General features: G+C 72.2%; 14 protein-coding genes. 8 read left to right on the top strand and 6 right to left on the bottom strand.

Features of this window, described 5'->3' with window-relative positions; translation table 11 throughout:
- Positions 1–135 precede the first annotated feature (135 nt).
- A complete protein-coding gene (locus BM085_RS02935; RefSeq protein WP_245789084.1) occupies positions 136–1398 on the top strand; it encodes an MFS transporter in 1263 nt (420 codons plus the stop codon).
- Positions 1399–1541: 143 nt separating this feature from the next.
- On the opposite strand, the gene BM085_RS02930 is transcribed toward BM085_RS02935, so the two are convergent.
- Together BM085_RS02930 and BM085_RS02925 are read right to left on the bottom strand one after the other, a co-directional pair.
- Positions 1542–2204 (bottom strand): response regulator, encoded by a 663-nt coding sequence (locus tag BM085_RS02930; RefSeq protein ID WP_093885475.1) that lies wholly within the window; start codon positions 2202–2204, stop codon positions 1542–1544.
- Entirely contained in the window at positions 2192–3388 is a 1197-nt protein-coding gene (locus tag BM085_RS02925) for a sensor histidine kinase (RefSeq protein ID WP_245789083.1), read from the bottom strand. Before BM085_RS02925 ends, BM085_RS02930 begins: the two co-directional genes overlap by 13 nt.
- 215 nt (positions 3389–3603) lie before the next feature.
- On the opposite strand from BM085_RS02925, the gene BM085_RS02920 reads away from it, so the two are divergent.
- Complete coding sequence (locus tag BM085_RS02920) at positions 3604–4035, top strand: DUF6069 family protein (protein ID WP_218158578.1); 432 nt, start codon at positions 3604–3606, stop codon at positions 4033–4035.
- Between the two features lie 171 nt (positions 4036–4206).
- Here BM085_RS02920 and BM085_RS02915 read toward each other — a convergent pair whose 3' ends face one another.
- Positions 4207–4596, bottom strand: a complete 390-nt coding sequence (locus BM085_RS02915) for a hypothetical protein (protein ID WP_177244929.1) — start codon at positions 4594–4596, stop codon at positions 4207–4209.
- 90 nt (positions 4597–4686) lie between these two features.
- On the bottom strand, positions 4687–5685 hold the full coding sequence (locus BM085_RS02910) for a hypothetical protein (RefSeq protein ID WP_218158577.1): 999 nt from the start codon (positions 5683–5685) through the stop codon (positions 4687–4689).
- A 557-nt stretch (positions 5686–6242) separates the two neighbouring features.
- On the opposite strand from BM085_RS02910, the gene BM085_RS02905 reads away from it, so the two are divergent.
- Complete coding sequence (locus BM085_RS02905; protein ID WP_197048460.1) at positions 6243–6779, top strand: NUDIX hydrolase family protein; 537 nt, start codon at positions 6243–6245, stop codon at positions 6777–6779.
- Positions 6780–6885: 106 nt separating this feature from the next.
- Entirely contained in the window at positions 6886–9147 is a 2262-nt protein-coding gene (locus BM085_RS02900; RefSeq protein ID WP_093885474.1) for a polysaccharide lyase 8 family protein, read from the top strand.
- 32 nt (positions 9148–9179) lie between these two features.
- Here the strand turns inward: BM085_RS02900 and BM085_RS02895 are convergent, their stop codons facing one another.
- Positions 9180–10706 carry a multicopper oxidase family protein gene (locus BM085_RS02895; RefSeq protein WP_093885473.1) on the bottom strand — a complete coding sequence of 509 codons (1527 nt, stop codon included), beginning with the start codon at positions 10704–10706 and terminating at the stop codon, positions 9180–9182.
- Positions 10703–11101, bottom strand: a complete 399-nt coding sequence (locus BM085_RS02890; protein WP_245789082.1) for a hypothetical protein — start codon at positions 11099–11101, stop codon at positions 10703–10705. The genes BM085_RS02895 and BM085_RS02890 overlap by 4 nt, the downstream gene beginning before the upstream one ends.
- Before the next feature lie 268 nt (positions 11102–11369).
- On the opposite strand from BM085_RS02890, the gene BM085_RS02885 reads away from it, so the two are divergent.
- From BM085_RS02885 to BM085_RS02875, 4 genes are all read left to right on the top strand, one after another.
- Positions 11370–14261 carry an ATP-binding protein gene (locus BM085_RS02885; RefSeq protein WP_093885471.1) on the top strand — a complete coding sequence of 964 codons (2892 nt, stop codon included), beginning with the start codon at positions 11370–11372 and terminating at the stop codon, positions 14259–14261.
- A 73-nt stretch (positions 14262–14334) separates the two neighbouring features.
- Positions 14335–14460, top strand: coding sequence for a hypothetical protein (locus BM085_RS46695; RefSeq protein WP_281249807.1), 126 nt, complete (start codon positions 14335–14337; stop codon positions 14458–14460).
- Positions 14461–14560: 100 nt separating this feature from the next.
- Positions 14561–18574: a S8 family peptidase gene (locus tag BM085_RS02880; protein WP_093885470.1), complete on the top strand. Its 4014-nt coding sequence runs from the start codon at positions 14561–14563 to the stop codon at positions 18572–18574.
- A 168-nt stretch (positions 18575–18742) separates the two neighbouring features.
- On the top strand, positions 18743–20347 hold the full coding sequence (locus BM085_RS02875) for a fatty acyl-CoA synthetase (protein ID WP_093885469.1): 1605 nt from the start codon (positions 18743–18745) through the stop codon (positions 20345–20347).
- The last annotated feature ends 190 nt before the right edge of the window (positions 20348–20537 follow it).

Raw genomic sequence — 20537 nt, 5'->3', positions numbered from 1 at the left:
GCGGCCCCGCCCGGGATCCCCGGTGTCACGGTGCTCGCCGCCTACGCTGATTTGCGTATTTCATCATTCCGACCACCCCGCGACGCGTCTCGGCAGGCCATGCTTCTCCACATCCGAAAGACAGGAGTGCAGAAGGTGGCCGGACTCGGCAGGAACTTCAACACGTTGTGGGCGGCCACCACCGTCTCCAACATCGGCGACGGCATAGCGGCGGCCGCCGCGCCGTTGCTGGTCGCCTCGGTCACCGACGATCCGGTGCTGGTCGGCCTGGCCGTGTTCGTCCAGCAACTGCCCTGGGTATTGTTCTCGCTGGTCAGCGGCGTCTATGTGGATCGTCTCGACCGCCGGCGGCTGATCGTGGTGGTCAACGTGCTCCGCGGCCTGGTCGTGGGCGTGCTGGCGCTGGCGGTGTGGCGGGACGCGGCGACGATCCCGGTCATCTACGCCGCCGGGTTCCTGCTCGGCACGTGCGAGACCCTCGGTGACAACGCCTCGGGGACGCTCGTCCCGATGGTCGTGAAGTCGGAGGATCTCCCCCGCGCCAACGCACGCATGCACGCCGTCTTCTTCGCGGTCAACCAGTTCGCCGCGCCGCCGCTGGGCGCCGCCCTGTTCGTGGTGGCTGCGGCGCTGCCGTTCGGGATCAACGCCGCGACGTTCGTGCTGGCGGCCGTACTGATCTCCACCCTGCGCGGGATACGGCAGAGCGCTCCGGCCGAGCGGCGGTCCGTACGCGCCGACATCGGCGAGGGCATGCGCTGGCTCTGGAACCACTCGGCGATCCGGATGCTCTCCCTCGCGCTGTGCCTGATGAACGTCACGCTCATCGCGGGCTTCTCGATCCTCGTGCTCTACAGCCGTGACCGGCTCGGGCTCAACGAGTACGGCTACGGCGTTCTCATCACGGCGTCCGCGGCGGGCTCGCTGGTCGGTGTGACGATCGCCCCTCGCCTCCAAGCACGGTTCTCCGACTCGCTGCTTCTCCGGACCGGCCTGATCATCGAGACGCTGACGCACGTAGGGCTGGCGCTCGCCACCACGGTGTGGGTCGCCGGGCCCGTCCTGATCGCCTTCGGCGTCCACAGCTCGATCTTCGGCGCGGTCAGCGTCACGCTGCGCCAGCGGGCCGTGCCCGACGAACTGCGGGGCCGCGTGCAGAGCGTGTACATGATGTTCGCCGTCGGCGGCTCCGCGCTGGGAGCCCTGGTCGGCGGGCCCATCGCCGGCTGGACCGGCATCACCGGCCCCTTCTGGGCGTCGGCGGTGGTGATGGCCGTGCTCACGGCCGCGGCCTGGCGCTCCTTCGGCCGCCGGTTCGTCACCTCCGGCGCGGTCGCCCCGATCGACGACGGCGGCTCCCGGGACCACGCGTGTGAACAGGCCGCTCTCGACCGTTAGGCGTGTGACATGCCGAGAGGGTCGGAGAGGCCGCCTGAGCGGCCGGTTGGGAAGAAGTTCTCCCGCGGTCATGAGGAAGGGGCGGGCCGGCCCCCGCCACGACAGTCGCCACCGACACATTGTGGATCAGAGCCCGCCCCGCGTCAGGCGAGCCCGGCGTCGTGGGCGAGCAGGGCGATCTGGGTCCGGTTGTCGAGTTCGAGCTTGCCGAGGATGTGGGAGACGTGGGCCTTGACCGTGGTCACTTTCATGGAGAGCTCCTCGGCGATCTCGGCGTTGGTCCGTCCCCGGGCCACGGCGAGAACCACCTCGTGCTCGCGAGGGCTGAGGGTGGCCAGTGCGGCGCGGGCCCGCTGGTAGGCCCCGGCCTGGACGGCGGCGCGATCCATCAGCCGGCGGGTGATCCGGGGGGACAGCACCGGGTCTCCGGCGGCGACCCGGCGGACCGCTTCGACGATCTGCGCGGGCGGGGTGTCCTTGAGCAGGAAGCCGGCGGCGCCGGCGCGCAGCGCGTGCAGGATGTTCTCGTCGGCGTCGAAGGTGGTCAGCACGATGACCTCGGGCGGGTGCCGGCGGCTCCGTAGCCTGCGGGTGGCGGTGATGCCGTCCACACGCGGCATCCGAAGGTCCATGAGCACGACATCGGGGGCGTAGGCGTCAGCGGCCGCGGGCACCTCGTCGCCGTCGGCGGCCTCGCCCACCACGGCGATGCCGTGGATCCCGTCGAGCATCATGGACAGCCCGGCGCGGACGAGGGCGTCGTCGTCCACGACGAGGACGCGCAGCGGGCGGCTCACGCCGGCCATGGCAGCCAGGCGCGCAGGCGGAACTCGCCGGCGGTCACCTCGTGGTCGAGCCGCCCGCCGGCGAGTTGCACCCGCTCGGTGAGCCCGACCAGGCCGGTGCCGGTGCCGGGGGTGCTCGACGTGGCGGCTCCGTCCTCCGGCAGCGGGTTGCGGATGTCGATCACGAGCCGGGCGCCGGGCCGGCCCTCCAGCCTCACCTGGACCGGCCGGCCCGTGGCGTGCTTGCGGGCGTTGGTCAGCCCCTCCTGCACGACGCGGTAGGCGGTCCGGCCGGCGGCGGCGGGCAGGGCGTCCGGGTCGACCACACCGTCGCGCAGGTGCACCCGCCCTCCGGCGTCGCGGGACTCGTCGACCAGCCGGGGAAGGTCGGCCAGTACGGGCTGCGGCCGCCCGCCGGGATCGTGACCCTCGGCCGTGTCCTCGTCGCGCAGCAGGTTGATCACGTCCCGGAGCTCGTCGAGCGCCTGGTGCGCTCCGGCGCGGACCACGCCGGCGGCGCGGGAGAGCTGCTCGGGCGGGGAGTCCGGGCGGTACTCCAGCGCACCCGCGTATGTGGCCAGCAGGGACAGCCGATGGGCCAGCACGTCGTGCATCTCCCGGGCGATCCGGGTCCGCTCGAGCATCCGGCCCTCGGCCACCCGCCGGCCCTGCTCGGCCTCGGCGCGGCGGGCGCGTTCGCGCAGCGAGGCGATGAGCGCGTGGCGCGCCCGGGCCAGCGCGCCCCAGCCGACCAGCGCGCCGTACCCGACGGTGATCAGGACCAGCCACCAGCCGAAGGAGATCCCCCCGTTCGGCCGCCACATGCCCTGCACCGCGTGGGCCGCGATCCCCGCCGCGGCCACCGCGACCGCGACCGGGAAATCGCGCCGCTGGGCGACCAGCAGAGCGCCCAGCGTGGCCGCCGGGGTGGCCGCCGGCGACAGCGTCGCCAGCAACGTGAGCCCCAGCGCGCCGATGGCCGGCCGCCACAGCAGGACCGGCGACAGGACGCATCCCAGCACCCCGGCCGCGATGTCAAGCGCCGGCGACTCCCCCGTCGGACGCCCGTCGGACAGGCCCCAGATCGTCAGCGCGGCCAGGGCGCCCATCCCGACGAGCACGGCGGCCACGGCGGGTATCCCGGTCCCGAGGGCGCGCCGGCGCGTGGATCCCGCCTCCGCGTCGCAGTAGATGTCGCCGTTCACGGGCCAAGGGTAACTCCGGGTGCCACGGCGCCGACACCTACCAAAGTAGGTGTCCGGCCCTCCCGCGGTCGGACTCGCCGCCGCCGCGCGCCCGATGCGGCGACCGCACCGCGACGGGGAGGCTGGTGGACGTGAACCAGACGGGGACCGGCCGCGGCGACCATCGGCGGATGGCTCGCGGGACGGCCCGCCCCGTGCTTCGAAAGGGGAAACTCGTGTCCAGTCAGACCACTCCCACCCGTGCCGTACCGGGGCGCGCCGGCGGCAGCGCCGCCCGGCGGGCGCTGACGGTGGCCGGCGCGACGGCCGCGGCCCTCGCCCTCTGGGCGCTGGCCGGGCCGGTGGCCGGAATCGACCTGACCGTCCGGATCGACGGAGGGGTCCAGCCCGTCGGGCCGGGTGCGGTCGTCGTGGCGAGCCTGCTCGCCGGGCTGGCAGGCTGGGCGCTGCTCGCCTCGCTGGAACGGATCCTGAAACGGCCGGGGCGGACCTGGACGGTCATCGCGGTCGTGGTGCTCGTGCTGTCGCTGGCCGGGCCGCTCGGCGGCGCCGTCGGCACCGCGAGCACGGTGACGCTGGCCGGCATGCACCTGGTCGTCGCGGCGGTGCTCATCCCCGGCCTGAGAGGTCCGGCGCGCGGGGCATGACAGCGCCCGTAACCTCACCGTTGCGTCCGCCTCGCGATGAGGGACCGGCCCCGGGCCGTCGGGCCGGCTCCGAGCCGATCTCACACCGGTCGAAATCCGACAGCACGCAAGCCTTCGCCCTCGGCCCGGCACCGGCGCTTGTCGACACGTCACCGCCGCGAGCGGATCAGATCAGCCGCGCCGGACGGCCTCGCGGGCGGTCGCCTGGGCACGCAGGGCCTGGATGAACCAGTCGAACACCGGCGCCAGGCTCCCCGGGGCCGGCCAGCCGTTGATCACTGCGAGCAGTTGGAGGTACTGATCCCTGCGGGGGTCGTTCGCGGTCTCCAGCCGGGTCAGCAGCCGGTCCCGGAGACCGGCGTCGTCAGGACAGCCGAAGACGTGCGCGTACTGGGCCGTGACCGCCGCGACGATCGGACCGGCCTGCGGCGAGGCCGGGTCGACGCCGGCCGCCAGGGCCGGGCCGACCTGGTCACGGACCATCGCGGCGGAGTCGCGGCGCAGGGTCGTGGTGTCACCCTGGGCGCGCTCGGCCGCGTGGTGCTCGGCCGTACACCGCATGACGGCTCCGCCTGCCTGCGGCAAACCACTCCTCACCCGCGCGCGGCCCTCCGCGGCGTGACCGGGCCGGGACCGTGGCGCGGACGCGGGTCACGACCACGGTGCCGTCGGGTACCACGGGATGATCTCTCGCCGGGCGAGCATCCGCACGTCCCAGTACAGGAAGGTGAACACCCCGGCGACGATCAGGGACGATGCCGTCAGGACCGCGATCCGGCTCGGCTTGGCCGTCAGCCACCGCTGCAGCCGGCTGCCCGCGACGAACGACAGGATCAGGAACAGCACCGTCATGATGACGATGTTGCCGAGCGACTGCAGGACAAAGGCCGCCGCGCCGTACAGGGGGTTGCCGCTCTCGGCCGCGTCCCGGAACATCTGCCTGAACAGGGCGAACGGCCGCCCGATCAGGAACCCGCCGATCAACGCGCCCATGAACACCATCGGCGCGTTGGGGAAGCGCCGGGAGATACGGGCGAACGGGTCACGCACCACGCCGAGCGCGGCCAGCCCCAGGTAGAGCATCACCAGCCCGATCACGCCATAGACCACCATCGACTGGATGCCTCGCGGCGAGAGCGTTCCGGGCGTGTTCTGCGCGGTGGAGAACTGCGGCATGCTCGTGCCCACGAACCCGACGATCGCGCCGTAGACGGCCGACACGGTGATCATGCCGATCGACAGCCGGCCCAGCGGCTTCAGCGCGTGGGCCAGACGGCCCCACCGGCTGCCGACGTTGCCCAGCATGGGGGCCACCGCGCCGAACGCGGCGATGTTGCAGGCCGTGAACGAGCCGGCGAGCCCGCTGACGAAGGCGAACGCGATACCGGCGGCGATACCGGCGATCGGCGTCTCCTTCGCGTCGTGCCCGAGCAGCGTGTTGGCGACGTTGTCGCCGATCGTCTGATCGACGAACTCGGCCGACCAGACGATGGTCAGCAGGAAGCCCACCAGAGCACTGACCAGGATGATCAGTCCGCGTCTGCGGGGGAACCGCCCGTTGACGAAGATGGACGTGGCCACCGGCGCGACCTGCGCCCCTGCGCGGCCGGGCGTCTCGGATGGGACCTGCACGGTGTGGTCTTGCGTCATGGCCATCTCCTCAAAGGCACGACAACAACCTCGCGAAACGTGGTTTAAGCGATCAGAACTGTAGCCCTATATTCCGTATAGGGACAGCCTTGACAAGATCGTCAAACGCTCACAACATAAGGCGATGGACCGCGATGTTTCTTCCGAATTTCGCGGCCGTCGAAATGGCCGGGCTACTCCGCAATTCCGGCGGACCATGCCCCCACCCCGACGACTCCTTCGCCGCCCGAACGACGGCCACCTGCGGAAAGGCCGACCATCTGGAGCATGAAGCGGGCCCGCGCATTCCGGCCGGCCATTCTCGGCGGAGCCGGAGGCATTACCACCGCACCCACGTACGGACCCGTGACCCCGAAACAGCACACCCACGTATGGACCCGTTGCCCCGAAACCGCCTCCGGCCGCAGAGCGGCCGGACATAATCGGCTATTACCAAACCCGGTGAAATGGCGACGGCTCTCATCCGCGGGCGGGCGTCCCGGACCCGGTAGCGCCGGTCGCCGCGGCTCCGGAGAGTCATCGCATCTCCGGAGCCGGCCGCGAAGTACGATCGGTCAATGACCGAAATGACCGAAGCCAAGCCCGGCTGGCTTTCCCCCGAAGAGCTGGAGTCGACGCGCGCGCGGATGCCGATCCTGTACGTCGACGCCGTTCCGGTGCGAGTCGACGACACGGGAGCGGTCACGCATGTCGGCCTGTTGCTGCGCATCGGATCGGCCGGGACGGTCAGCCGCGCCCTCGTCTCCGGTCGCGTGCTCCACCATGAGCGTGTCCGTGACGCGCTCATGCGCCATCTGGAGAAGGACCTCGGCCCGGTGGCGCTGCCCCACGTGCCGGCCTCCCCGCAGCCGTTCACCATCGCCGAATACTTCCCGACGCAGGGCGTCACCCCGTACCACGATCCCCGGCAGCACGCGGTGTCCCTCGCCTACGTCGTCCCGGTCGCGGGTGACTGCCGGCCCCGGCAAGACGCCCTCGACCTGGTCTGGTTCACCCCACAGGAGGCCGCGTCGCCGCTGGTGCAGCAGGAGATGACCGGCGGCCACGGCGTCCTGCTGAAGCAGGCCCTCGCGCACGTCGGCTGCCTTCCCTGAGTCCCGGAGGAAGGTGCCGCCCTCCCGGTCCGCCTCCGGAACGGCAACGCCAGGCGGTACGGCGTGGCATCCGGGGCCGCGGCGATTTCCACCCGAAAATCTACGCGTGAACGGATATTCCAGGCGATTATTTCTGCAGCTCAGCGGGGTCGCCACGGTTGGAACGCTGATCCGGCCGCATTCCGCGCACGCGCAGGACGATCCCTTCGCCCTGCTGCGCCGCCGATGGCGGGACGTGACGGCGGGGTCGGGATTCGACGCTGCGGCCGAACCGTACCGGACCCGGCTCGCGGAGCTGGGGACGGCGGCGGCCGGATACCGGGACACCATGGCGCCCGCCGGCGCGTCGCTCTGGCCCGATCTGGCGTTCCCCTCCTTCACCGCCACCCCGGCGCGGCTGCGGACCATGGCCCGCGCGTACGCCCTGCCGGGGACCGGCCTGACCGGTGACGCGGACCTGGCCGCGGCCGTCGCCGCCGGCGTCGACCACTACCGGCGGCGGGTGTACGCCGCGGGCGCGGACCCGGCCGGCAACTGGTGGAACTGGCAGATCGGCACCCCCAGAAGGCTCCTCGACGCGGCCGTGCTGATCGGCCCGCACCTGGCGGACCGGCAGAGCCGGGCGCTGGGGGAGGCGGTGGACCATTTCCTCCCCGAGTGCCGCCTGAACGACTACAGCGGCACCAGCACCGGGGCCAACCGGGTGGACCTGTGCACGGTGACGCTGCTGCGCGCCATCCTCGGGTCCGACCCGGCGAAGGCCGCGCTGGCCGCCTCGGCCCTCTCCCCGGTCTTCCCCTACGTCTCCGAGGGAGACGGGATCTACCGGGACGGCTCGTTCGTCCAGCACACCTCCGTCCCCTACCAGGGCGGGTACGGGGCGGTGATGCTGTCCGGTCTCGCGACGCTGTTCGCGGTGCTGCGCGGCTCGCGGTGGGAGGTCACCGACCCGGGCCGGCAGATCGTCTTCGACGCCGTCGAGAGGTCGTTCGCGCCGTTCGTCCACGACGGCTTCTGCATGGACCTCGTCAGCGGCCGCGGGATCGGCAGGGAGCCGTACGGTGACCACAGGAGAGGCCACGGGATCGCCTCCTCGATCCTGCTGCTGGGGGACGCGGCCTCCGCCGCCGAGCGGGCCCGCTGGCAGGGCATGGTGAAGGGGTGGGCGCTGCGGGACACCTGCCGGCCCATGCTCGGCGCGGCCGAGCGGAGCGATCTGGGGTTCCACGCCCGCCTCGCCGCGGTCCTGGACGACGACGCGATCCCCGCGGCGGACGAGCCCACCGGGCACCGGCTGCCGGCGATGAGCGCCCGCGCCGTCCATCGCAGGCCGGGCTGGTGCGCGGGGCTCAGCATGGCCTCCCACCGGATCGGCCACTACGAGCACGGCAACGGCGAGAACCTCCGGGGCTGGCACACCGGCTCGGGAATGCTCTACTGGTGGGGCGAGGGCCACGGCGACCAGTACTCCGACTCCTTCTGGGCCACCGTCGACCCCTACCGCCTACCGGGCACGACCGTCTCCACCCGGCGGCTGGCCGACGGCGCCGGCGAGGAGTGGGGCGACACCTGCCCGCCGGGCCGCTGGGTGGGCGGCGCGACCGACGGCACGTACGCGACGGTCGGCCAGCATCTGAACGGCTTCGAGAGCACGATGGAGGCTTTCAAGTCGTGGTTCTTCTTCGACGACGCGGTGGTCTGCCTGGGCGCCGCGATCACCAGTGAGGACGGCGTCCCGGTCGAGACCGTCGTGGACAACCGCAGAACCGACGCGTTCCTCACCGTGGACAACAGGGCGGGCTGGGCACACCTGGAGGGGCACGGCGGCTACGTCGTGCCCTGCGCCCGCCTGCGCACGCTGCGCGAGGAACGCACCGGCGGCCCGGAACCGGTCACCCGGAGCTATGTGACCCTCTGGCTCGACCACGGCGTCGACCCCGGCTCGGCCGGTTACGTCTACCTGCTCCTGCCGGGTGCGAGCCTGGCGCGGACCCGGGCCCGCGCCGCCGACCCCGGCTGGGCGCGCGTGCTCGCCAACACCGCCCGCCAGCAGGGTGTCCGGGTCCCGTCGCTCGGGATCACCGCCGTGAACTTCTGGAACGACGGAGCCGCCGGCGGCCTGACCGCCTCCGCCCCGTGCGCGGTCCTCGTCAGGGAGCGCGGCGACGGCACGGCCACGCTGACCGTGTCGGACCCGCGGCGCGACCTGGACGGGCTGACCGTGACCTGGGACCGGCCGGTGACCGAGGTGCTCCGTGGGCACCCGCTCCTGGCGGGCGCCACGACCGGCGCGAAGCTCACGCTGGCCTTCGGGCGGCTGTCGGACCGGGGCGGCAGCTCGAAGACGGTCACCGTACGGCTCGGCTGAGCCCCGTCCCGCGGGCGGGCCGCCGCGGCCGGTCAGACCACCTCGAAGTCGGCCATCATCGCCATGTCCTCGTGTTCGAGGTTGTGGCAGTGCAGCATGTAGCGGCCCCGGTATCCCTCGAAACGGACCAGGACGTCGACGACCTCGTACGGCCGGACGTCGACGGTGTCCTTCCAGCCCGCGTCCGTCGGGGCGGGCGGCCTGCCGCCGCGTGACAGCACCTGGAAGTGCGCCAGGTGCACGTGCACGGGGTGATGGAAGTCGCTGGTGAACCGCCACACCTCGGTGGTGCCCAGCCGCGGCCTGGCCAGCGGCCTGCCGGGCCGGAACGGCCGCCCGTTGATCGTCCAGGCCGCTCCACCGCCCTGCCCGGTCATGCGGAAGTCGAAGACCCTCGTGGCCACCGCTCGGGACCGGTCAGGGGGGTCGATCCGGGACAACCGCCCGGGTACCGCGCTGTCGTCCTTCGCCTTGCGGGTGACGCGGAACCGCATCACGTCGCGCGTCGATCCGGTGCCCAGGGTGTTGACCAGCGTCACCTCGGTGCCGACGGGGTAGGCGGAGAAGTCCACGACCACGTCGAACCGCTCGGCCGGGGCGATGGTGATCGCCTCATGGGTCACCGGGGCGGCCAGCAGCCCGAGGTCGCTGCCGACCTGCACGAACCTGCCGCCGGGGGTCAGCGCGAGGCGGTAGCGGCGGGCGTTGGAGGCGTTGAGCAGCCGCAGCCGGTAGCGGGCGGCGTCCACCTCGGCCACCGGCCAGGGGGCGCCGTTGACCAGGATCACGTCGCCCTCGACCCCTTCCATGAAGTCCTCCTCCACCCCCGCCTTGACCAGCAGGCTCGGGTCCACCTCCGGGTAGCGGAACGCGCCGTCCTCCTCGAAGGACCGGTCGCAGATCATCAGCGGGAGGTCCCGCGCGCCCTTCGGCAGCGGCAGCGCGTCGTCCTCGTCGTCGCGGACCAGCAGGAAGCCGGCCAGGCCCCGCCAGACCTGCGGGGCGGTGAAGTCCATCCGGTGGTCGTGGTACCAGAGCGTGGCGGCCCGCTGGTCCAGTGGGTAGACGTAGTCCCTGGCCCCGGAGTGGAAGGTCCACTGCGACAGGTCGTGGCCGGCGTGCGCGCCGGGCGGCGGCCGGAACCCCCTGCCCTCGGCCACCACCAGGTCGGTGGGGTAGCCGTCGGAGCCGGGCGGGGTGACCCCGCCGTGCAGGTGCGTGGAGGTGGGCACGGGCAGCTCGTTGCGGACCCGGATGACGGTACGGCCGGCGCGGCGCAGGTCGAAGGTGGGGCCGGGGAAGGTGCCGTCGTATCCCCAGATCTCCGTCGTCGTACCCGGGATGATCTCCACCCGGGCCGCGCGCTGGACCACTTCGTAGTGGCCCGGCCGTACGGGAACGGCGGTCTCGGGGACGGGGAGCGGCACGGTGAACGGCGCGGGCGGCGCCAGCGCGCTGGCCAGGGTCTGGCCGGCGGTCTCGCCGGCCGACGTCCCGCATCCGGCGACGGCGAGCCCGGTGCCGCCGAGCAGGCCGAGGAAGCCCCGCCGGGAGATCACGCCGTCCCCCGCCAGGTCCAGGCGGTCATCACCGCGGCGGCGCCGAAGACGGCCACGCCGAGCGGGAAGTGCGCGGCGATGACGCGCTCCTGTCCCAGCACGATCTGCAGCGTCTCGGCGGCCACGAGCCCGGCGCTCGCCAGGGCCGGCCACAGGGGGCCCCTTCCGGGGCGCCACAGCAGGACCGCGGACACGAGCTGCACGTACAGCATGGCGTAGGTGAACCCGCCGTTGTCACGGTGCGCGGTAAGCATGTCCACGTCGCCGGTGACGAACAGCCCGGCCAGGACCGCCTGCCCGAGCACGCCGAGAAGGTGCAGGGTGGCGCCGGCGCGCAACGACCAGACGATCCAGCCGGGGGCACGTGTCCGGTGGGCGGTGGAGGGGAGGCTCATGGGCACCATGCTGGCGCGCCCGATCCGGGAGATCGTCCTCCCCCGGGTGGCTCTCCGCCGTACATCCCAGGATGTACGGCGGGCCTGCGGGGCACGGGATGTACACCCGTGGGTGTAGGCGCGACCTCATCCGCCCGCATGCCGGTCCGGCCGGCCCGGCACCGGCATAAGGCCTCGGCGATAGTGACTTTTGTGGCATTAGGGACTTAAATATCGCGTGATTACGGCGAGAACTTAATGGCGGGGCCGGTGGCTGGATGCGGAGCGGATGAGCGCGGACGGACGTAGGGGCGTGGGCCGGACGGTCTCTCCGGTCCTGGTCGGGCGTGACGCGGAGCTGGCACGGCTGGCGGCGGCGGTGGCCGCGCGGCCTTCGGTGGTCGTGGTCGAGGGTGAGGCGGGCATCGGCAAGTCCCGGCTGGTCGCGGAGCTGGCCGCGCGGCCGGAGGTGGCGGGGCTGCGGTTGCTGAGCGGCGGGTGCAGCCAGATCAGGGAGCCGTTCCCGCTCGGGCCGCTCGTCGAGGCGCTGCGGTCGCGCGGCGGAGACCTGGCCGGGGCGGCGCTGTCGCCGGTCGCCGGCGCGCTGCGGTCGCTCCTTCCCGAGCTGGCGGACGTTCTTCCCGGCGCGCCCGGACCGCTGGACGACCGGGCGGCCGAGCGGCACCGGCTGTTCCGCGGGCTGGGCGCGGTGCTGGCCGCGCTCGGTCCCGCCGTACTCGTGGTCGAGGACCTGCACTGGGCCGACGAGCAGACCGTCGAGTTCCTGGCGTACCTGCTGGCGAACCCGCCCGGCACGTTGTCGGTCGTTCTGACCTACCGGGGCGAGGAGGCGCCGGCCGAGGTGCGCGCGCTGACCGCGCGCCCAGCCGATGCGATCACCCACGAGCATGTCGAGCTGGCACCGCTGGACGAGGCGCAGACGCGTGCGCTCGCGGCGGCGATCCTGGGCAGCGAGGAGGTCTCCGCGGAGTTCGCGGCGCACCTGTGCGTACGGGCGTCGGGACTGCCGCTGGCGATCCAGGAGCTGCTGGCGCTGCTGCGGACGCGGGGGGCGCTGATCCGCTGGGAGGGCGGCTGGGCGCGGCGCGCCCTCGACGCGCTGGACGTGCCGGTGGGGGTGCGGGCGTCGGTGCAGGAGCGGGTGGGACGGCTGTCACCCGCGGCCAGGGGGGTGGCGGAGGCGGCCGCGGCGCTTCAGCTGGCCTCGCCCGTGGCGGTGCTGACCGGCGTCACCGGCCTGTCCCCGGCGGAGGCGGCCGACGGGGTGGACGAGGTGCTGGACTCCGGCCTGTTCGTCGAGCGGGACGGGACGGTGCGATTCCGGCACGTGCTGGCGGCCCAGGCGGTCCACGAGGGGATCTCGCTGGGGCGCAGGCAGGCGCTGCACGCCGCCGCCGCGACCGCCGTGCGTGACCTGCGCCCGGTGCCGCTGGGGCGGGTGGCGTACCACCTCCGGCAGGCCGGTCGCCTCGGGGACTGGGTGGACGCCGCCGAGAGCGCCGCCGACCAGGCCTTCGCGCTGGGTGACGACGCCGAGGTGGCGCGGCTGCTGGAGGACGTGCTGCGCCACGCGGATCTGGCGCCCGAGCGCCGGGCGGCCCTGACGATCAGGCTGGGGTGGGCCGCCTCGGAGTTGTTGCACCTGCCGGACGTCGGCGACCTGCTCGCCGAGGCGCTCGACAAGGCCCCTGCCGGGCCCGTCCGCGGCGAGCTGCGGTTCCTGCTGGGGATGCAGCTCGAAGTGACCCGGACGGACCCGGCGCGCAGGTATCGGATGTTCACCGACGCCCTGGAGGATCTGGCCGAGCGGCCGGACCTGGCGGCCTGGACCATGGTGGCCCTGGCGTTGCCGGCCACCATGGACGTGCCGTCCCATGAGCGTCTGGGGTGGTTGGAGCGCGCTTTGGAGACGCTGCCCGAGGTCGGTGACCCCGCGACCCGTCTCCTCGTGCTGAGCAAGGTCGCGATGGTGTTCACCGTGGTCGGCGACCCGCGCTGGGCCGAGCTGACCGACCGCGTCGTGCGGGAGACGGGCGGCTACGCCGGTCGCCGCAGAGAGGTCAACGCCTATCGCTCCATCGGCGACGAGGCCTGTTTCAGCGGACATCACGAGGTGGCGCTCCGCCTGCTGTCCAAGGCGCTGGAGAGTGCGGCGAGCGCTGACGTCACCGGCGGAGCGGAGTTCCGCTGCCGCGCCTCGATGACGATCGTGGCTTATTGCCGGGGTGCCTGGGACGGGCTGGGCGAGGAGGTCGAGGCGCTGCGCCACGGGCGCAGTGACCGCCCGGTCGAAGTGAACCTCCTGGACGCCGTGGCGGCCTGCCTGTCGCCCTCCCCGGGCCGTCTGGACGCCGCTCAGGATCTCCTGCGTGACGTCGTCCAGCGGGTGGGGGGCATGGGAGACGTCGATCTGCTCCCGTTTCCGGTGAGCATGCTGCTGCGGGTGGCCACCGCCCGCGGTGAGGCCGCCGCGGCGATCGCGGGGACCTCGGAGGCCGTCGCCATGTGGGAGGCCAACGGCTTCTGGCCGGTGGGGGTCCGGGCGGTTCCCTCGCTGGTCGAGGCGCTGCTGGCGGCGGGCAGGCCTGCGGAGGCGGCCGAGGTGGTGGTTCGGTACGAGTCCCGGCTGCTGGGGCTGGACGCGCCGCTGGCTCCGGCGGGGCTACGGCAGGCCCGCGGGCTCATGTCCGCCGCGGAGCAGCGGTGGAGCGAGGCCGCGGAGCACTTCACGGCCGCCGCCGCCGACTTCCGGCGGCTACCGGCCCCCTACGAGGCGGCCCAGGCGGACGAGCAGGCCGCGGCCTGCCTCTTCGCTCTCGGCGATCCCGCCGCGGAACCCACCCTCAAGGCGGCCATCACCGTGTACGGCGGGATGGGCGCGCGATGGGACCTGGATCGGGCCACCCGGCTGGCCCGGCGATGGGGCCTGCGCCCGGCTCCTCCCGCCCCGTCGCGCGACGGGGCGAACGACTCCCTGTCGGCACGGCAACAGCAGGTGGCGCGGCTGGCCGCGGCGGGACTCACCAACCAGGAGATCGCCAAAGAGATGTTCCTGTCGCCGAAGACCGTCGACAAGCATCTCGGCGCGGCGATGCGCAAGTTCGGCGCGCGTTCGCGCACGGAGCTCGCCCGCCACCTGGACCACCCCGCAGGACCTTGATCGGGAAAGTTGGGGCGTTTACCCCATCTGTCACCCCATACCCCCACGAGGGGGTGGCGACGATGCTTGCCTCATGTCTGACCAGGATGCGCCCGAGCCCGCATCGGACGAGGGCCCCGGCCACGAGGCGCAGTCCGAAGAGGTGACCCAACCGGTCGCCGTAGCACCCCGGCTCCCCGAGGGATTCGAGCCCCTGTGATCCCGCTCTCCCCGCTCTCCCCCCATCGTGATCACGCAGAAAGGCAGTGCCCCGCCATGTCCGACAACGGATTCCGGCCGTCACCTCCCGGGAGGACCGCGTGAGACGCGCCGTCCTGCTGACCTCGCTCCTCGCGCTGGCCGCGACCGCGCTGCCGCAGACGTCGGCGCTGGCCGCCGAGCCGGCGCAGCCGCCCCCGGCGGCTCCCCTCGCACTCCAGGGCGTCGGCCCGGGTCCGCACGTCATCACCCTGATCACCGGCGACAAGGTCACGCTCACCCAGGCTGTCACCGGCCGCTTCGACGTGAAGACCGAACCCGCCGTCCGCCAGGACGGCCACCGGCCGAAGCTGCTCACCCAGACCACCCCCGAGGGCGTCTTCGTCCTCCCGTCCGACGCGATGCCCGCCATTCAGGCGGGGCGGCTGGACATGCGGCTGTTCAACGTCAAGTACCTGGCGGAGAACGGCTACACCGACGACCGGACCAAGCAGGTCCCGGTCATCGTCCAGTACCCGGAGAAGCACGGTCTCGCCGCGGTCCGAAGCGCCGCCGCCGCGATCCCGGCGAGCGTCCCCACCCATGACCTGGAGAGCATCCACGCCTCCGCCCTCGACGTCGCCAAGGCCGAGTCCGGAGCATTCTGGAACGCCGTACGCGCCGTCCCCACCGGATCGGGCGGACAGGGCATGAGAGCGGTGCCCGACACCTTGCGCGGCGGGATCGCCAAGGTGTGGCTGGACGGCAAGGTCAAGGCCATCCTGGACAAGAGCGTGGCGATGATCGGCGCGCCGCAGGCCTGGGCCGGCGGGCACGACGGCACCGGGGTGAAGGTCGCGGTGCTGGACACCGGCGTCGACGCCACCCACCCCGACCTCGCAGGGAAGATCGCGGACTCCAGGTCCTTCGTCCCCGACGCGCCGGTCAAGGACGGTCACGGCCACGGCACCCACGTGGCCTCCACGATCGCCGGCTCCGGAGCGGCGTCCGGCGGCAAGTACAAGGGCGTGGCTCCGGGCGCGCAACTGGTCGTCGGCAAGGTGCTGGACGACGCCGGGTCGGGCGAAGACTCGTGGATCATCGAGGGCATGGAGTGGGCCGCGTCCAGCGGCGCCAAGGTCGTCAGCATGAGCCTGGGCGCCGGCCCCACCGACGGCACCGACCCGATCAGCCAGGCGGTCAACGGCCTGAGCGCGTCCACCGGCACCCTGTTCGTCATCGCGGCGGGCAACTCCGGCGCGCTGCCCGGGAGCGTGTCCATGCCCGGCACGGCCGAGGCGGCGCTCACCGTCGCCGCGGTCGACAAGCAGGACCAGATGGCCGGCTTCTCCGGCCGGGGGCCGCGGTTCGGCGACTCGGGGCTCAAGCCCGACATCGCCGCGCCCGGCGTGGACATCGCCGCCGCCCGCGCCACGGGCACCGCGATGGGCACCCCCGTCGACGACCACTACACCGGGGCGTCCGGCACCTCGATGGCCACGCCGCACGTGGCGGGCGCGGCGGCGATCATGGCACAGCTGCACCCCGACTGGAAGGGGCCGCTGCTCAAGGCCGCGCTGATGTCCACTTCCAAGGACGACGGCTTCACCGTGTACGAGCAGGGCGCCGGGCGGGTGGACCTCGCCAAGGCGTACACCCAGCGGGTCTTCGCCACCACCGGCGGGATCGACTTCGGCTCGGTGACCGAGGAGGGCGAGTCGCTGCGGCGTGAGCTCTCCTACACCAACCTCACCGACCGGCCGGTCACCCTCACGCTCACCCCCGCCCTGCGCACGGTGAGCGGGAACCCGGTGGAAGGCAGGCTGAGCACCGATGCGACCCTCACCGTGCCCGCGGGCGGCACCGCCTCGGCAATCGTCACTCTTGACCCGACCGGTCTGAAGTTCGGCACCTACTCCGGCTCCGTGACGGCCGAGGCCGACGGTGTCCGGCTGACCACCCCGGTGGGCATGGTGCGCGAGGCTCCGCTGGTCCAGCTCACCGTCCACACCATCGGCAGGGACGGCAAGCCCGCCACGCCGTGGTACCAGCAGACTCTCGACGTCGACGGCGCGAAGGGATACCTCCTTAACACCGTGGTGTCGAAGGAGGGAACCACGGTCACCCGGGTTCCGGTCGGCACGCATTCGGTGTTGCAGTGGCTGACCTGGATGGACGAGGACGACCGGAACAACGAGACGTTCCTGATCAACCCGGAGGTCACCGTCACCGGTGACACCGAGATCACGCTCGACGCCCGGCAGGCCTCCCAGGTCCGCTTCACCACCCCGAAGCCGGCCGAGCCGCTGAACAACATATGGGTCGCCTCCCACCAGCGGACCGTTATCAACGGCCAGACGTTCGGCATGACCCTGACCCCCGGCATGCAGCAGGGCGCATGGTCGAAGATGTGGGTCACCCCCACCAAGCCGGTCACCAAGGGCGAGTTCCGTTTCGCCAGCCAGTGGACGCTGGGACAGTCCCAGGTCACCATGACCGCGGGCAGGCGCAAGCCGATCACCCTGCATCCGATCGCTCCACCGCACAGCGACTACGGGACCGGGCCCCATCAGAACGGCCAGCCCGACTGGAAGCCGTTCACCGGGACACAGAACCTGCCGCTCGTCGACGTCGGTGAGGGCCGGCCCGAGGACATCGCCGGGAAGGACCTGCGCGGCAAGCTGGTCCTCATGGAGACGGGACTCGCGCCCAACGGCACCGTGAACTGCTTCACCTGGATCAGCCGGATCATTCCGATCCGTGAGGCCGGTGCGGCCGGACTGGCGACCTTCCCGTCGAAGAGCGGCCTCTGCGCCCTTCCGCTCGACGTCGGGCAGGAGATCAACACCGGCGACCCCAAGCCCATCAGCATCCCGAACGTGTCCCTGTCGAACAAGGAGGGACTGCAGCTGCGCGCGCAGCTCGCCCGCGAGGCGGTCCCCGTCCAGGTGACGGGCACGCCGGAGACGCCCTACAGCTACGTCCTCAAGCCGTACGCCGAGGGCGGCGTGCCGAAGTCCATGCACTACACCTTCACCGACCGGCAGCTCGCCCAGGTCGACCTGGACGTCCACGCCTCCCAGCCCACCAAGTTCAACCACTGGCGCACGATCTACAAGCAGGACGACGTCACGGATACGACGACGTCCGTCTCGTCCTGGGGGGCGATGGCCTTCACCGGACCGACCACTCGGACCGAATGGGTCGGGCCGCTCGATCCCACGGTGATCCATTCGCACGGCATGTCCTCGTCCAACCTCGACAGGACGACCTTCTACGACACCCGGTTCCGCGTCGAGGTGTTCGACCGGCCCGGTCGTACCCGGCAGCAGTGGTTCACCGCGGGCCTGACGCCGGGTGCCCAGACCGCGTCGCAGAAGGTCTACGCGCGCGCCGACAAGGACGCGCCGCCCCTCACGACCCAGGGCATCAGCGTAACGTGCACGCTCTGCGTGCAGGGCGATACCCTCTGGGCCGAGTTCTTCCCGGCGGGCACGACCGACAGCCACCCCGTCAGCGACGGATTCTGGAAGCACGACGCTCTCCTCACCCCTGACTACGACCTGCATCTCTACCGGGACGGCACGGAGATCCCGCGCGTCACGGTGCCCGGCCTGGACAAGCTCCCCGCGTTCACCCTGCCCGAGGGTTCCGGCACCTACCGGCTGACCGCGAAGAACGCCCAGCACGACACCGAGTGGACGTTCCGCGCCCCGCCGGCCAAGGAACACGTACTGCCGGGATCGTTCTGCAAGTACTGGATCATCGAGGGAGTCACCGAGCAGTGCCGGCCCACGCCCGTCGTCTTCGCCGGCTACGACCTGGGCGACACCCTGGCGATGGACAACACCGTCCGCGCCGGCCGATCCCACAGGTTCACCGTCGAGGCCTACCACTCGCCGTCCGCGGCGAAGATGCCGAAGATCGCCGGGCTCAAGCTGTGGATGAGCACCGACGACGGCGCCAAGTGGACGCCCGTCTCGGTCAAGCGCGACCGTGACGGCGCCTACACCGCCAGCACCCGCTACCCGTCCCTGCGCGACACCAAGGGTGCGGTCAGCCTGAAGGTCGAAGCCTGGGACGCCGAGGGCAACCGCCTCAAGCAGACCAGCACCCGCCTGTTCAACCTGCGCTGAACCGTCCGCTGATCGAAGAGTCCGCCGGGTGGTGGGGATCTCCCCGCCACCCGGCAGCTCTGCGTTCGGGTGGCAGTCGCCGGTCAGAGCCCGCTGTGCGCCGAGAAAGGGCGGATATCGCTACGCTTACCAGAAGTTTTGTCTGTAGCAGACACTCTGGAGAAGCCCATGTCTCTTGCCGGAGCCCCGGAGCAGGCGGATGTCGCGCTCGCCCGCCGCCAATCGCTGGCCGACCTGCTCCGCCGGTCCGCCCGGCGCCATCCCCACCGGCTCGCCGTGTCGGACGGCGCGAGCGGCCGTACCTACGCCCAGCTCGACGAGGACGTCTCCAGGATCGCCAACGCGCTCCTGGAAAGGGGGGTGGGCCCCGGCGACCGGGTGGCGGTGCTCTCGCGCAACAGCGTCGCGTACGTCCAGACGATCTTCGCCGTCGCCCGGGCGGGCGCCGTACTGGTGCCGATCAACTTCATGCTCCGGGGCGAGGAGGTCGGATACGTCGTCGGTCACTCCTCCGCCGTCGCCCTGATCGCGCAGGACGAGCTCCTCCCCGTCGCCGAAGAGGCGGCCAAGGCGACGGACCGCCTGCGGACCCGGATCGTGTACGGCGAGGCGGCCGGAGACTGGGAGCCGTTCTCGGCCCTGCTGGAGCACCGGGACTCCCGCGAGCCCGCGGTGCCCATCGCGCCGGACGGCCCGGCCCAGATCCTCTACACCTCCGGCACCGAGTCGCGCCCCAAGGGCGCGGTGCTGTCCCACGCCGCGCTGATCGCCCAGTACGGCAGCTGCGTCATCGACGGCGGCATGGACCGCGACGACGTCGAGCTGCACTCGATGCCGCTGTTCCACTGCGCGCAGCAGCACTGCTTCCTGGTGCCCGACATCCAGCTCGGAGCCTCCAGCGTCATCCTGCCCGGCCCCGACCCGGCCGCGGTGCTCGCCGCCATCGAGAGCCACCGGGTGACCAAGTTCTTCGCGCCGCCCACGGTCTGGATCGCCCTGCTGCGCCACCCGGACTTCGACAGGCGCGACCTCTCCTCGCTGCGCAAGGGCTACTACGGAGCGGCGATCATGCCCGTGGAGGTGCTCCGGGAGATCGGCGAGCGGCTGCCCGGCGTGCGCCTGTGGAACTTCTACGGCCAGACGGAGATGGCGCCCGTCGCCGTCATGCTCCAGCCCGGGGACCAGATCCGCAAGGCCGGTTCCGCCGGGCAGGCCGCCCTGAACGTGGAGACCCGCGTCGTGGACGCCGAGGGCCGGGACGTGCCCGCCGGCGAGATCGGGGAGATCGTCCATCGGAGCCCGCACGCCATCCTCGAATACCTCGACGACCCGGAGAAGACCGCCGAGGCGTTCCGCGGCGGCTGGTTCCACTCCGGCGACCTGGGGACCATGGACGAGGAGGGCTACCTCACCGTCGTCGACCGGATCAAGGACATGATCAAGACCGGCGGGGAGAACGTCGCCAGCCGCGAGGTCGAGGAGACGATCTACGAACACCCCGCCGTCGCCGAGGTGGCGGTCGTCGGGGTCAGGCATCCGAGCTGGATCGAGGCGGTCGTCGCGATCGTGGTGGCCAAGGCCGGTGCGGCCGTCACCGAGGAGGAGCTGCGGGCGCACGCCCGTGAACGGCTGGCGCCGTTCAAGGTCCCCAAGGCGTTCGCGTTCGTCGACGCGCTCCCGAAGAACCCGAGCGGCAAGATCCTTAAGCGTGAGCTCCGGGAGCGGCACGGCGAGCTCGCGGACCGGATCGCCGGCGCGGGCGCCGGGCGCTGAGCCCCGGGGGCGCCGTCCGCCGTACGGGCGGCGCCCCCCGGCGGCCCTCGGCGATCCGTCCGCGGCTCCGCCGGCCGGCGGTCTCGGGGCTCCGGCCCCGACTTGGGAAGAGTCTACAAAACTGCTGGTCAGCGAAGGTATCGTCCATATATGTGCGTTAAGTCACGTCGATATATGTGCGTTGGGTCAC

Origin of the sequence: Streptosporangium canum, assembly GCF_900113865.1 — a bacterium.
Taxonomy (GTDB): Bacteria; Actinomycetota; Actinomycetes; order Streptosporangiales; family Streptosporangiaceae; genus Streptosporangium; species Streptosporangium canum.
This window is presented reverse-complemented; position numbering and strand designations above follow the sequence as displayed.